Annotated in this window: 12 protein-coding genes and 1 tRNA gene; 4 read left to right on the forward strand and 9 right to left on the reverse strand. The window is 68.7% G+C overall.

The features are described from left to right. Positions 1-4 precede the first annotated feature (4 nt). A complete protein-coding gene (locus tag ABZV91_RS23160) occupies positions 5-1,417 on the forward strand; it encodes a metallophosphoesterase (protein WP_355245273.1) in 1,413 nt (470 codons plus the stop codon). Between the two features lie 144 nt (positions 1,418-1,561). On the opposite strand, the gene ABZV91_RS23165 is transcribed toward ABZV91_RS23160, so the two are convergent. Next, positions 1,562-1,633: transfer RNA gene (locus ABZV91_RS23165), tRNA-Cys, on the reverse strand. Between the two features lie 179 nt (positions 1,634-1,812). Here ABZV91_RS23165 and ABZV91_RS23170 point away from each other — a divergent pair. Continuing rightward, a complete protein-coding gene (locus tag ABZV91_RS23170; RefSeq protein WP_355245276.1) occupies positions 1,813-2,355 on the forward strand; it encodes a MarR family transcriptional regulator in 543 nt (180 codons plus the stop codon). Between the two features lie 207 nt (positions 2,356-2,562). After that, positions 2,563-3,558: a hypothetical protein gene (locus ABZV91_RS23175; RefSeq protein WP_355245279.1), complete on the forward strand. Its 996-nt coding sequence runs from the start codon at positions 2,563-2,565 to the stop codon at positions 3,556-3,558. A 27-nt stretch (positions 3,559-3,585) separates the two neighbouring features. Here ABZV91_RS23175 and ABZV91_RS23180 read toward each other — a convergent pair whose 3' ends face one another. From ABZV91_RS23180 to ABZV91_RS23210, 7 genes are all read right to left on the reverse strand, one after another. Then, complete coding sequence (locus ABZV91_RS23180; RefSeq protein ID WP_355245282.1) at positions 3,586-4,362, reverse strand: enoyl-CoA hydratase; 777 nt, start codon at positions 4,360-4,362, stop codon at positions 3,586-3,588. Between the two features lie 311 nt (positions 4,363-4,673). Further along, positions 4,674-5,513: a hypothetical protein gene (locus ABZV91_RS23185; protein WP_355245285.1), complete on the reverse strand. Its 840-nt coding sequence runs from the start codon at positions 5,511-5,513 to the stop codon at positions 4,674-4,676. Positions 5,514-5,877: 364 nt separating this feature from the next. Beyond that, positions 5,878-6,780, reverse strand: coding sequence for a 3-hydroxyisobutyrate dehydrogenase (gene mmsB / locus ABZV91_RS23190; RefSeq protein ID WP_355245288.1), 903 nt, complete (start codon positions 6,778-6,780; stop codon positions 5,878-5,880). After that, complete coding sequence (locus ABZV91_RS23195; RefSeq protein ID WP_355245291.1) at positions 6,777-7,865, reverse strand: enoyl-CoA hydratase/isomerase family protein; 1,089 nt, start codon at positions 7,863-7,865, stop codon at positions 6,777-6,779. Before ABZV91_RS23195 ends, mmsB begins: the two co-directional genes overlap by 4 nt. Before the next feature lie 37 nt (positions 7,866-7,902). Further along, complete coding sequence (locus ABZV91_RS23200; RefSeq protein ID WP_355245312.1) at positions 7,903-9,054, reverse strand: acyl-CoA dehydrogenase family protein; 1,152 nt, start codon at positions 9,052-9,054, stop codon at positions 7,903-7,905. Positions 9,055-9,059: 5 nt separating this feature from the next. After that, the gene (locus ABZV91_RS23205; RefSeq protein WP_355245294.1) at positions 9,060-10,559 is read right to left on the reverse strand and encodes a CoA-acylating methylmalonate-semialdehyde dehydrogenase; all 1,500 of its coding nucleotides are present in this window, start codon (positions 10,557-10,559) and stop codon (positions 9,060-9,062) included. Positions 10,560-10,741: 182 nt separating this feature from the next. After that, entirely contained in the window at positions 10,742-11,869 is a 1,128-nt protein-coding gene (locus ABZV91_RS23210; RefSeq protein WP_355245297.1) for a DUF2157 domain-containing protein, read from the reverse strand. Between the two features lie 124 nt (positions 11,870-11,993). Between ABZV91_RS23210 and ABZV91_RS23215 the strand changes: the two genes are divergently transcribed. Beyond that, a complete protein-coding gene (locus tag ABZV91_RS23215; RefSeq protein WP_355245300.1) occupies positions 11,994-13,052 on the forward strand; it encodes an amidohydrolase family protein in 1,059 nt (352 codons plus the stop codon). Between the two features lie 86 nt (positions 13,053-13,138). Here ABZV91_RS23215 and ABZV91_RS23220 read toward each other — a convergent pair whose 3' ends face one another. After that, entirely contained in the window at positions 13,139-14,128 is a 990-nt protein-coding gene (locus ABZV91_RS23220; RefSeq protein ID WP_355245315.1) for a GlxA family transcriptional regulator, read from the reverse strand. Between the last annotated feature and the right edge of the window lie 169 nt (positions 14,129-14,297).

The following is a 14,297-nucleotide window of genomic DNA, read 5'->3' on the forward strand; positions in this document are numbered from 1 at the left end:
GCCGATGAGCTGCTGCGGGCCCTCGCGCCGCACCGTACTGGGCGCGCTCGGCCTCGCGGCACTGCTGCCCGCCGCCGGACTCTCGGCGGCGGGCCGGGCGACGGCGTCACCCGGGTCGGTGCGGGCGACCGACCTGGAAGTCGTGACGGTCACCGATACCGTCGCCGTGCTCACCTGGACCAGCCGCGACCCCGGTAGCGCGATCCCGGTGCCCTCCGACGGCGAGCTGCTGCTCGGCCCGGCGGACAGTTCCGGCCCGCTCCGGCCGGTCTGGGCTTCCGAGAGCGCCACCCCTTTTCATTACGCGCAGATCGACGGTCTGGAACCGGGTCGCGCCTATCGGTTCGAGGCACGATCGGCCGGGGTGCGGGCGACGCCCACGCTCTCGGTCGCCACCGGCGCGCCCGGCACCCCCGAAACCACCGCGACGTTCACGACCGCGGTGCCGCCACCGGGACGGCTGCTGCGCACCCTGGCCCTCGCCAACGACGTGCACTACGGGGAAACCGTGAGCGGCCTGGTGGCGGGCGGGCTCCCGCCCGGGATACGCCAGGAACCGGGTCTGCCGCCCTATCCGGAGGTGATGTTCGACGCCGTACTCGCCGATCTGCACCGTCCCGATCGCGGCGCGGAACTACTCCTGCTGGCCGGGGACCTGACCGCGGAGGCCACATCCGCGCAGGTGCGCGCGGTACGCGCCCGGCTGGACCGCTGGGGTACCGACGGTCAGGACTACCTCGCCGTACGCGGGAACCACGACCGCCCGCACCCGGGCGCGGAATACGCGCAGTGCCCGGCGGTGTCCGGCGCCACGGACCACCGTGATTGCTGGAGTGAGTTTCTCGGGCCCCGGCAACAGGTGGTCGAACACGAAGTCGGCGGTCTACGCGTCCTCGGCCTGGATACCAGCGCACTGGACGGCTCGGGCGGGGTACTCGACGCCACGCAGTTCGACCGGATCACCGAACTGCTGCGTGCCGAACCCGACCGCCCCACTGTGGTTTTCGGCCATCATCCCGTCACCGTGGAGGCCGGCCTCACCAATACGGCCGGTCCCGGCTTCGTCCTCGACCGTGATACCGCGCTGCGGTTGCAGCGGTTGTACGAGGACGCGCCGGGGGTCTTCCTACAGCACAGCGGCCATACCCACCGCAACCGCCGCACCCGGCCGGATACCGCATGCGCGGTGGAATTCCTGGAGGTCGGCGCGATCAAGGAATATCCGGGCGGGTACAGCCTGCTGCGGATCTACGAGGGTGGGTACACGGTGAACTTCTACAAGACCCGCACCCCGGAGTCCCGGCGCTGGAGCGCACTGACCCGCGCCGAATACTTCGGCCTGCTCCCCGAGTACACACTCGGTACCTTCGCCGATCGCAATCACGTCGTGCTGCGGGATTTTTCGGGACTGACCTGACGGTCCGTGGCCTCGGGCACACCTGCCCGTATCCGTTCCCCCGCCGAGCCGGACCTCGCCGCGGCGGGGATGGAGGCCGGAGCCGCCATGGACCGCATGACGCGATACCCGGCTCCGACCTCCAGAACACGTCCCTGACCATTGAGCGAGCGGCGGGAATCGAACCCGCGTGAACGGCTTTGCAGACCGTTGCCTGAACCACTCAGCCACGCCCGCGTGACTCGATGATCATGGCTCGTCACCGCCGCGGGGCCCACAGTTGCGCTCAGCCGGATCTCAACCGGTGACAGCGCCCGGACCGCGGGCACGTCACCCCGGCGGCGCGGGTGACACCCGCCACCGGCGGGCGCCCAGGACGCGGCTCGCCGGCATGGTGCCGTGCAATGATCGAACACATGTCTCGCCCCCGCCCGCTACCTCTCGACCCGATCCAGGAGGCCCACCGTCAATGGGTCGGCCACGGATGGGGTGCGGTCGCCGACGGGATGGCCGCGGTGACCTCACTGGTCCGCGCCCAGCAGATCGTCATGGCCAGGGTCGACGAAGCCCTGCGCCCGACCGGTCTGACCTTCTCGCGTTACGAACTGCTGCAACTGCTGAACTTCAGCGCCACGGGCGCGCTGCCCATGGCGGTGGCCAGCGCCCGGCTGCAGGTGCACCCGACCAGTGTCACCAACTCCGTGGACCGACTGGAGGCGGCGGGGCTGGTGAACCGGGTCCCGCATCCCAACGACCGGCGGGCCACGCTGATCGAGATCACCGATGCCGGAAGGGATCTCGTCGCCGAGGCCACCGGCTATCTGAACGAGCGCGTGTTCGCGCGGCCGGAGCTGCCGCCCGACCGGTTGCGCACGCTGCTGCAGTTGCTCGCCGAGTTCCGCCACACCGCCGGAGACTTCGATACCGGCGAGGAACCGCCCCGCTGGGCCGAACCCTGACCGCATCCCCGGCGCCGCAGCAAACCCGACGCGGAACAGGGCGTATCGGATGTTTGCCGGGCCGGATGGGCAGCGAACACATGACGGCCGCGCACCCGTGCAGCAAATTTCTCGGTGCTTCGGCTTGGCAACGAACGGCCCGCGGCGCACCATATGTTTATGGTGCTGGTTCTCGGGGTATCAGTAGGCGCCTCAGGTGCGCGTGCGGTGCTCACCCATTCGGATCAACCGCACCTGCCGCCGCTAGATCGATGCCATATCCCCCGCCCGGCCCGCGCCTCGGTAGCCGAACCGGCGCTCATCGCGATCCGCCGGATGTACGGCGCCGCCGACCGGCGCGACGAGTACATCACCGGCACCGCGGTGACCTGCCACAACCGGGAGCAGGCCGAAGTGGTGGGCGAGGCCCTCGGCACCGGCCGCGTCACCCTGGTGGACGAGCCGCTGGCGCAGCTGCGCTATCTCCGGTTCACCGAGAAACTGCCGGCGACCGGGGTGGTCTCCCTGGTCGACCTGGGCTCCTCCGGCCTGACCCTCACCCAGATCGACTGCCGCACCGATACCGTGCTGGCCGGCGCCCACTGCCCGGGTCTGGGCGGCGACGGCTACAACGAACTGCTGTGCGAATGGCTGGACTCCGCGGGTGTGTACACCGACGAAACGGCGGCCCGGCGGTACCGGGAGGCCTTGAGCAGCGCTCGCGTGGTGACCGCCGCCGACCCCGATACCGCCGAACGCGCGGTGATCACCCGGAGTGATCTCGCCGAACTCTGCGCGGACGCGGTGCAGTCGGCCGCCTCGCTGGTACACCGGGTGGCCGAGCAGACGGAGGCGGCGGACGCGGTGGCCCTGCTCGGCGGGTGCGCCCGCAATCCGGCCCTGCGCACCCGGCTGAGCGAACTGCTGGACCTGCCGGTGGTGTGCGATTCCGAACCGGAGTACGTCTCGGCGCGCGGCGCGCTGCTGTTCGCGGCCGAACGACCCGCCGCCGGTATCCGCACCGCGCATATCCGGGCGGGCGGGCAGGTGGTGCCGCTGGCCCCGCCCGTCGTCGGACGGCGCAAGGTCTACGCGGCCGCGGCGGTGACAATCGGACTGGGCGCGACCGTGGCCGGGCTGCTCACGGCGCAGAACGGCGCCGCGCAACCCACCCGGAACAATTACGTTCCCACCGACATCCTGGACGCGCCGCCCGCGCCCTGAACGGGCCCGGGCCGCGTGCTGAGCAGCTCAGCGGTTGGTGAAGTTCGCGGGCCGCTTGTCGACGAACGCCGCCATTCCCTCGGACTGGTCCGCGGTCGCGAACAGCGAATGGAAGACGCGCCGCTCGAACCGCAGGCCCTCGGCCAGCGTGGTCTCGAAGGACCGGTTCACCGCTTCCTTGGCGATCATGGCCACCGGCAGCGACATGGACGCGATGGTGGCCGCCACCTCGAGGGCGGTGTCGAGGAGTTCCGCCGCCGGAACCACTCGGGACACCAGCCCCGCCCGCTCGGCCTCGTCGACATCCATATTCCGGCCGGTCAGCACCAAATCCATGGCCTTGGCCTTACCGATCGCCCGGGTCAGCCGCTGCGACCCGCCGATACCGGGGATGACCCCCAGCTTGATCTCGGGCTGGCCGAACTTGGCGGTATCCGCCGCGATCAGGATGTCGCAGATCATGGCGAGCTCACAGCCCCCGCCCAACGCGTAACCCGCGACCGCCGCGATGGTCGGTTTACGGAACTGGGCCAGCCGTTCCCAGCGGGCGAAATAGTCGTCCATGAACATGTCCATATAGGACTTCGGCTGCATCTCCTTGATATCCGCGCCGGCGGCGAAGGCCCGATCGGAACCGGTGATCACCACGGCGCCGATCTCGTCGTCGCGTTCGACCTCGTCGAGCGCGGCGATCACATCGTCGAGGACCTGCGCGTTCAGCGCGTTGAGCGCCTTGGGCCGGTTCAGCGTGATGAGGGCGACCCCATCCTTGCGCTCCAGCAGAATCGTCTCGAAGTCGGTCACGGCGCATCCTCTGGTTCGAAAGGTCATGAACATCGGTGACGATACCGCGCACCCGACGGGCGGTATCGACACGGCTCGAGGGCAACTCATGAGGGGTAGGGCGGCGAACACGTCTCCGGATCGATGGGCCGGTAGGCGCTGCCGGGGGCGACGCAGCGATGGAAAGATTCTTCAGCCTCTTGCAACGTCTCGGACCGGCAGCGGTGGGACACCCGCGAGCAATTGCGGCACGGTCACCTCATCCTGCGGCGGCCCCGAGTAGCTCCTGGTAGGTGATCGGTTCGTGAGCTCGTCGTTCGTACCGGCCGTAATCAAGATACCGGCACGCTGCTGGTATCGATGAGGGCGCTGGTGGGGGTCGCGGGGGTTTCGTGCCGTTCGTAGCGGCAGGGGCGTGGAAACCGCTCGGCGAGGAAGCGTTGCAGGTCGGGGCCGTACGCCTCGTCGTCGAAGTTGAGGAACCTCACGTCGGCCGCGGAAGCACGGGAGACGATCTCGTCGTATGCCGGGTGTTTGTCGTGGAAGCCCACCAGGCTGCCCTCCGTGTCGAGATGCACCAGCGGTCGCGGGTGGTGCTTCTGGATGTGGCTCAGGATGGCCGTGATGCCCATCAGGCCCTGCCAGCGGTCCTCGGTGACGAAATCCCGTAGATCGCGATAGGCGTCCAGCACCCACTGCTTCCGGAACCAGGTCGGCGCATGAGTTTCATAGTTGAGCGTGCCGTAGCCGAGCCGTTTGAGCAGGTCATGCGTCCGCCACAGGCTGTCCTTCCACAGGCCTTTGCCGCGACTGTTGACGGTCGCCAGGTCCTGCAGATAGCGGTTCCGCTGGGCATCGTCGGGCGTGAGATCGCGGAGCAGAATGAAGTCGTCGCTGAAGAAGATGTATTCCTCGTCCAGTTCCGGCAGGAGGGCCGTGAGATAGAACAACAGGAACCAATTCGTGACGGGCGTTCTGTAGGGGCCGATCCAGGCGATCGCCTCGTGTGGAACATGAAAGATTCCGCTCTCCGGACCCGCCAGCCATTCCGGGCGATCGCCGAACACCACCACCCGCCTCACCCATGGCATGTAGCGTTCGACGCTACGCAGTGAATACTTCAGTTCCAGATCGCCGGATGGACTGTGTTTGAGAAAATAAAGAACATCCATCGCCTGGTCTTTCGGAGGGTGTGACGGGCAGGGCTCAAATGGTATCGAGCGTTGGCCACCCGCTGGAACGCACCGCCATTCTCGACCGCGGGATGCTCGACCTCGCCGGCCTGCTCATCCGGCTCTGGGGACTCTCCAGGTGCCGCGAACGCGCAGGTAGTTCCCCGGGCAACCGCTCTCAGGCATCGGAGACGAGCCGGGCCTCGTCTTCGTCGCAGTTCGGCCGTTCGGTGTCGGCGATCGCGCCGACCGGCCCAGCTCCTGAGGTAGGGAACCTATTCGCTGGGCCGGGTCGGGGACCGGTCGGGCACGCACACTCAGTGCAGCCCGGCGCCACACGACCGTGCCACCGCGCTAACGATATTCAGCCGGCGGTCTGTGACCCGCCGCTTCGTTCGCGCACCTCGGTGATGATGGCCGAGAAATCCCGGTCGCCCGAGGATTCGCTGAACTCGCGATAGATTTCGGCCGCCAGTTCGCCGATGCGACCATCGACCCCGTTGGCGCGCAACGCCTCCACCGCCAGGCCCAGGTCCTTGTTCATCAGCGCCGTGGCGAACCCCGGCTTGTAATCGTTGTTCGCCGGGCTGGTCGGCACGGGCCCCGGGACCGGGCAGTAGGTGGTGAGCGACCAGCTCTGGCCCGAGGCCGTGGATACGACGTCGAAGAACGCCTGATGACTCAGGCCCAGCTTCTCACCCAGTACCAGCGCTTCGGACAGGCCGATCATGGAGATGCCGAGGATCATGTTGTTGCAGATCTTGGCCGCCTGCCCGTTTCCGGCGGCACCGGTGTGCACCACCCTGGCGCCCATCACCTCGAGCACCGGCAGCGCCTCGGCGAAATCGGTATCCGCCCCGCCCACCATGAAGGTCAGCGTTCCGGCGGCCGCACCGGAGACACCACCGGAGACCGGCGCGTCCAGGGCGCGGTGCCCGGCCGCCGCCGCGGCCTCGGCCGCGGCGCGCGCGTCGGCCACATCGATGGTCGAACAGTCGATGAACAGCGTGCCCGGGTGCGCGGCCGGCAGCAGTTCGTCGTACACGCTGCGCACCAACTTGCCGTTGGTGAGCATGGTGATCACGATGTCGCGCCCGGTGGCCGCGGCCACCCCGGTATCCACCAGCGCGACCCCGTCGGCACGGGCCTGCTCCTGCGCCGCCGGCGAGGGATCGAACGCGTGCACGTCGTAGCCGGCCTTGACCAGGTTGGCCGCCATGGGGCCGCCCATATGGCCGAGGCCGAGGAAGCCGATCGTCTTGCTCATTGCTTGTCCTCCGGAATCGTCAAACCCAGTTCCCGCGCACCGAGTTCGGCGAAATATCCGTCGACCTGCGCGGTGGTCACATCGGACAGGGTGGCGGGCGACCACTGCGGGTTGCGGTCCTTGTCGACCACTTGCGCGCGAATGCCCTCGACCAGATCATGCGAGGCCAGCGAGGCGATCGAGACCCGGTACTCCTCGTTCAGCACCGCTTCCAGGCTGCCGGCGCATTTCGCCGAACGCAGTGATCGCAGCGTCACCTGGAGGGCGACGGGCGATTTGCCCAGTACGTCGTCGGCGGCCTTGTTCGCTTCCGGTGAGGCGTGGGCCTGGAGCCGGGCCACGATCTCGGCGACGGTATCGGCGCTGTAGCAGGCGTCGATCCAGTCGCGCTGCGCGACCAGCGCCGATTCGGGGGCCTCGGCGGCGAATTTCGCGATGGCGATATCCGCGGTCTCGGACTCCAGGGTGGTCAGCAAGGCCGGGATCTGCTCGGCGGGTACGTAGTAGTCCGCGAAACCGGTGGCGATCGCGTCCCCGGCCCCGAGTCGCGCGGTGGTGAGCGCGATATGCGCGCCCAGCTCACCCGGCGCCCGGGACAGCAGGTAGGTGCCGCCGACGTCGGGGATGAAGCCGATACCGACCTCCGGCATCCCGACCTTGGACCGCTCGGTGACGATCCGGTGACTGCCGTGCGCGGACAGGCCGACCCCGCCGCCCATCACGATCCCGTCCATCACCGCGACATACGGCTTCGGATAGCGGCCGATCAGCGCGTTGAGAAGGTACTCGTCGCGCCAGAACTTCCCGGTCGCCGAATCCGCCGCCGACCCCACATGCCCCGCCGCCTGCTGTTCCTTGGCGTCGTGGTGGATGGCGACGATATCGCCGCCCGCGCACAGGCCCCGCTCACCGGCGCCGGTGATGGCCACGGTCCGCACCGAATCATCGGTGGCCCAGGCATGGAGCTGCTCGGTGATGGTGAGCGTCATCGCGTGGTTGAGGGCGTTGATGGCCTTGGGCCGGTTCAGCGTGATCAGACCCAGGCCGCCGCGCTGCTCGACCAGGACTTCGGGTTCGTGGCTCATTCATATCCTTTCGCGCTCGCCGCCGGGCGTCCGCCGATCACGACACACCCGCCACGGACGCTGTCATCGACCGGGCGACGACCATCCGCATGATCTCGTTGGTGCCCTCCAGGATCTGGTGCACCCGCAGGTCGCGGACGATCTTCTCCAGGCCGTATTCGGCCAGGTAACCGTATCCGCCGTGCAGTTGCAGCGCGGCGTTGGCGACCTCGAAACCGGCATCGGTGGCGAACCGTTTGGCCATGGCGCAGAGTTCGACCTTGTCCGGGGCATCCGCGTCCAGCGCCGCCGCGGCCCGCCACAGCAGGGTGCGGGCGGCTTCGAGTTCGGTCCGCATATCGGCCAGCTCGAACTGCAGTGCCTGATTGTTCAGCAGCGGCGCGCCGAACGCATTGCGCTGGGCCAGGTAGGGCACGGTTTTCTCGAGCGCGGCCTGCGCCCCGCCCACCGAGCACGCGGCGATATTGAGCCGCCCGCCGTTGAGCCCGTTCATGGCGATCCGGAATCCGTCGCCCTCGGCGCCGAGCCGGTTGGCGACCGGCACCCGCGCGTCGGTAAGGATCACCTGCCGGGTGGGCTGGGCGTTCCAGCCCATCTTCTTCTCGTTGGGCCCGACCTCCAGACCGGGCGTATCGGACGGGATGACCAGCGTCGAGATACCCCGTGCCCCGGTGTCCTGGGTGCGGACCATCATCACGTACAGGTCGTTGCTCCCCGCGCCCGAGATGAACTGCTTGGACCCGGTGACCACGTAGTCGTCACCGTCGCGTACCGCGCGGGTGGTGATGGCGGCGGCATCGGAACCCACACCGGGTTCGGTGAGCGCGTAACTGGCCAGCTGGTCCATCGCCGTCAACCCGGGCAGCCACTGCCGACGCTGGTCGTCGTCGCCGTAGGCGTCGATCATCCAGGCCGCCATATTGTGGATCGAGATATAGGCCGCCACGGTGGGGCATCCGGTGGCGAGCTGTTCGAAGATCCGCACCGCGTCCAGCCGGCGCAACCCGGATCCACCGAACTCCTCACCCACGTAGATGCCACCGAGCCCGATCGCACCCGATTTCCGCAGCACATCCACCGGAAAGTGTTTGTTCTGGTCCCATTCCACGGCGTGCGGCGCCAGGTATTCGTCGGCGAATTCCCGGGCCGTATCGCGGATGGCCCGCTCGTCTTCGTCGAGCGTGAACACGGCCGTCATTCCATCGTCGGGATGACGAAGCTGTTGCTCTCCTTCAATCCCGCCGGCCAGCGCTGGGTCACCGTCTTGGTTTTGGTGTAGAAGCGGATCGAATCCGGGCCGTGCTGGTTCAGGTCACCGAACCCGGACCGCTTCCAGCCACCGAAGGTGTAGTACGCGATCGGCACCGGGATCGGGACATTGATCCCGACCATGCCGACCTGTACGCGGGCCGCGAAATCGCGGGCGGTGTCACCGTCGCGGGTGAAGATGGCGACGCCGTTGCCGTATTCGTGGTCGTTGGCCAGCCGCAGGCCTTCCTCGTAGTCCGCGGCGCGCACCACGCTGAGCACCGGGCCGAAGATCTCCTCCTTGTAGATGGACATCTCCTTGCCCACCCGGTCGAACAGGGTCGCGCCGACGAAGTACCCGTTCTCCGCGCCCTCGACGGTGAGCCCGCGGCCGTCGACCACCAGTTCGGCGCCCTCGTCGATGCCCTGCTGGATGTACTTCTTCACCCGGTCCACACCGTCGAGCCCGACCAGTGGCCCGTAGTCCGCGCCCGGGTCGTCGGATTTGCCGACATTGAGCTTGTGCACCCGCTCGGTGAGCTTCTCGACCAGCCGGTCCGCGGTCTCCTCGCCCACCGGCACGGCCACCGAGATCGCCATGCAGCGTTCCCCGGCCGAACCGTAGCCCGCACCGATGAGCTGATCGGCGACATCGTCGAGATCGGCGTCGGGCATGACGATGGCGTGGTTCTTGGCGCCGCCGAAGCATTGGGCGCGTTTACCGTTCGCGGTGGCGGTCTCGTAGATGTACTGCGCGATCGGGGTGGAACCGACGAAGCCCACGGCCTTGATCCGGGGATCGTGCAGGATCGTGTCCACGGCCTCCTTGTCCCCGTTGACCACGTTGAACACGCCCGCGGGCAGACCGGCTTCGAGGAAGAGTTCGGCCAGCCGCAGCGGCACCGACGGGTCGCGTTCGGAGGGCTTGAGCACGAAAGCGTTACCGGTGGCCAGCGCGGGACCAGCCTTCCACAGCGGAATCATGGCCGGGAAGTTGAACGGGGTGATCCCGGCGACCACACCCAGCGGCTGGCGCATCGAGTAGACATCGATCCCGGTGCCCGCGCTCTCGGTGTACTCACCCTTGAGCAGGTGCGGGATACCGACCGCGAACTCGATGACCTCCAGGCCGCGCTGGATATCGCCCTTGGCGTCGGGGATGGTCTTGCCGTGCTCACTGGACAGCAGTGCGGCCAGCGAGTCGATCTCCTCGTTGACCAGGGTCAAGAACTTCATCAGCACCCGGGCCCGGCGCTGCGGGTTGGTCGCGGCCCAGGCGGGCTGTGCGGCTTCGGCATTCGCGATGACGGCTTCGACCTCGGCCCGGCTCGCCAGCGGCACCCGGGCCTGTACCTCGCCGATATTCGGGTCGTAGACATCGCCGAACCGGCCGGAGGTACCGGGGACGTGCTGCCCGCCGATGAAATGTGTGAGTTCTCGAACCATGCGATTCCCTGCCTCGTGTCGGGGTGGCGGGCGCGGCGCTGCGGCCGTCCGTCACACGAAGATCTTTTTGCGGGCTTCCAATAGTTGGACGTCCAAGCAAAACGATACACCTGGCCCCCGTCCGAGACCAGGGCTGTCCGCAAACGCGCCGCCCGCCGCCGCGTGTTCCGGCGTCTTTCCTGCTAACCGGCTGTTCTGGTGGACCGGGCGAGGAGATAACTGCCGATCCCCAGCACCACCGCGCCGACCACCAGGATCGCCCCGGACGCACCGGCCGACTCGCCGGTCCAGTCCGCCACCGCCTCCACCGCCGCCAGCGTCAGCGCGGCGGCACCACCCAGCACCAGCACCCAGGAGCGGTCGGTGGCGTAGACACCGAAACACACCACCGCCACGACCGCGGTGAGCACGTACGCGGGCCACATCCCGTCGAAGGTGTCGACGGTCTGCGCCCCCGTCACGGCCAGGACCACGCCCGCCAGATATCCGGCCCACACCTCGAGCACCACCCGGGCCCGTGTGAGACCGAGCCAGGCGATACCCAGCGCCAGTACCCCGCCGCCGACCCAGCTGTCGTCGAGATCGAAGACCTCGTCCAGCACACCCACGATCAGCGCCACGCTGAACCCGGTGCACACCAGTAGTCCGAGTAGCGACGGTAGCGCGGCATAACCGGCGACCGCGGCCAGCAGACCCGCGCCCGCGGCACAGACCCAGGTGGTGTCGCTGCCGGTGTCCCCGTTGTCGAAAACCGACCCCGCGGCCGCGGCCACGCTCACCGCGGCGAGCACGAAAAGGCACACGGCCAGCCGGGTCCGCGCGGTGTGCCCGGTATCGGGTACCGACCGCCACGCCGCACGCAACAACACCGAAGGGCCACCCGCGGTCGCCACGCCGGCCACGATCAACCCGAGAGCGACCAGCGCGAACAGGGCGAACCGGCCGAGCTTCGCCATATCGTCCCAGGACTCCACCAGGATCAGGACGAGCCCGCTCAACAGCAGCCCCGCCCCGGCATAGGCCGCGATCTCGGCCAGCAGCCGGGCCGGCGTGGGCCGCGGCCGTTCCTGCTTCAGCGCGGTGACCACCGCGGTCAGCTGGGTTTCGTCGAGCACCCCCTGCTCGACCAGATCGCGCAGTGCGGCGGGCGCGCGCCCCGGGTCCGGCGCCGCCGAATCGCCGGCCGCCGGCGCTTCCACTGCCGGGTCCGGGTAGGGCGCGGCGGCCGGGGATTTGTCCGTCACGACGCGGTCGGGAACCGTATCGGCTCCCGACACCGGCGCCCGCGGCGCCGAATCCTGTTCGGCCACAGACCCAGTATGACGCCGGATCCGCCGACTCGTCCGACGCGAGCCGAACAGCTCCCCCGGGCCCTGGTCACGCACTACGCTCGGCCACCAGGCCGCAGACGATCGCAGGAGGTGCCGGAGCGCAATGGACATCGGCGGTATCCGGATCATCGACGCACACATCCATCAGTGGGACCCGTTCACCACCGCGCGCGAGTTCAGCCGTACGGCGAAACTGCTGCGTGCCGTCCCGGTGCCGCTGCCGCTCGCGGTACGTCTGGCACCGCGGAAGGACCGGGAGTTCATCGGCGAACCCTCGGCCTATCTGGCGCCGTACCTGCCCGCCGACTACCGGGCCGACGCCGGGGACCTGCCGGTCGAATCGGTGGTGCACATCGAGGTCGAGTGGACCGGTCCCAAGGTGGAGGAGACCCGCTGGGTCACCGCCCTGCCGTTCGGCGTGGACACCCCCGCCCTCGCCGCCGTGAGCGCGAGCGGCTTCCCGGGCGCCGCGGGATTCGCCGAACTGCTCGACGCGCATCTGTCCGCCTCGTCCCTGGTACGCGGAGTGCGCAGTATGGTCGCCCACCATCCGGATACGGGTATCCGCAGTTTCACCACCGACCCGGGCGCCCTGCGCAGCGACGCGTTCCTGGAGGGTTTCGCCGCGGTGGTCGAGCGCGACCTCGTCTTCGAGGCCTGGGTGTACTCCAATCAGCTGTCGGAGCTGACGGCGGTGGCCCGGCGCTACCCCGAAGCGAAGATCGTGCTGAATCATCTCGGCACTCCGGCGGGCATCTTCGGACCGATCGGCAAGTACACGGGTAACGACGCCCGGCAACGCGCCACGATATACGAGCGCTGGCGCACCGATATCACCGCGTTGGCCGAACTCCCCAATGTGGTGGCCAAGGTCAGCGGGCTCATGATGCCGATCCTGGGCCACCCCGTACCCAAGCCCGGCCATCCGACGCCGGTGGCCCGCCTCACCGACCGGATCGGCCCGCTGCTGCGGCACGCGGCCGACGTCTTCGGGGTCGATCGTCTCGTCTGGGGGTCGAATTTCCCGGTCGACCGGCCGATCACCTCGATCACCGGCAGCGCCGAGGCGGTCGCGACGGTGCTGGCCGACCATCTGGGGGCCACCGAGTTCCTGGAGAAAGTGTTCCGCACCAATGCCCAGCGGGTGTACGCGCTCGACTGAAACCGGGCTGCGCACAGGTCGCGTCCCGGCGCGCAGATCCGGTCGAGCGCACCGGACCGGCCTCCGAGTCCGGTGCCCGTCGGCGCTCACCGAACCTCGGTACGTACCCGGAAGCGGTCCCGGTAGGCGGCCGGAGTGACGCCGAGAGTGCGGCGGAAGGCGCGGGTGAGCGTATCGGTGGTCCCGAAACCGCATGCGCCGGCCACCCGGTCGAGCGTGTCGTCGGTGGTCTCCAGGCGGTGGCGGGCGACCTCGACCCGGGCGGCTTCGACGTAGGCCGCCGGCGTCGTACCCAGTTCGGTCTTGAAGAGACGGGTGAGTTGACGGTCGCCGATTCGGGCGTGTGCGGCGAGGTCGGCGACGGTGAGCGGTTCGGCGATGTGCTGCGCGATGTGATGCCGCAGGTCGTCGATACGGCGGGTGGACGAGACCGGATCGAGGGACACGCTGAACTGGCTCTGCCCGCTGGGGCGCTGCAAATACATCACCAGCTGCCGGGCCACCCGCATCGCCGGCTCCTGGCCGAAATCCTCCGCCACCAGCGCCAGGGTCAGATCCAGGCAGGCGGTGAGCCCGGCGCCGGTCCACACGTCACCGTCCCGGATGAAAATCGGGTCGGCGTCCACCGTGACAGCCGGATGTTCGGCGGCGAGCTGGCCGGCGGTCGACCAGTGTGTGGTGGCGCGTTTACCGTCCAGCAGCCCGGCATGGGCGAGGATATACGCGCCCACGCATACCGAGGCCACTCGCCGGGCGCGGCCGGCCGAGCGGCGAACCCAGTCCACCACCGCCGGATCGGCGACCGCGCGCACCTGCCGCCGCGCATCGACATCGACCGCACCCGGCACGATGAGGGTGTCGATACCGCGGCCGGAGACTTCGTCGAAGGTGACATCCGGGAGCACCCGCACGCCGGCGGCCGTCGTCACCGGGTCCGGCGTCTCGGCGGCGAGCACGACGCGATAGCCGGTGGATTCGCCCATCTCCCGGCGCAGTAGGGAGAACACTTCGGGCGGCCCGGTCACGTCGAGTAGATCGACGCCGTCGAACAAGACGACGACGACGAGCCGTTCGATCATTGTGCCGTCCTCGGATCCACCGGATGTCGTTTTTTGCAGGTTACATGACATTGCCGACATCCCGGTGGGCTCCTAGACGAGTAAGTCCGAAGTCCCGTCGATGCCCGGACATGGGCGGAGGGCGTCTATGACCAGTGTGTGACCAATGATCTCGACGCCCTCCTGA

It is taken from the genome of Nocardia sp. NPDC004568, assembly GCF_040609955.1.
Lineage (GTDB): Bacteria > Actinomycetota > Actinomycetes > Mycobacteriales > Mycobacteriaceae > Nocardia.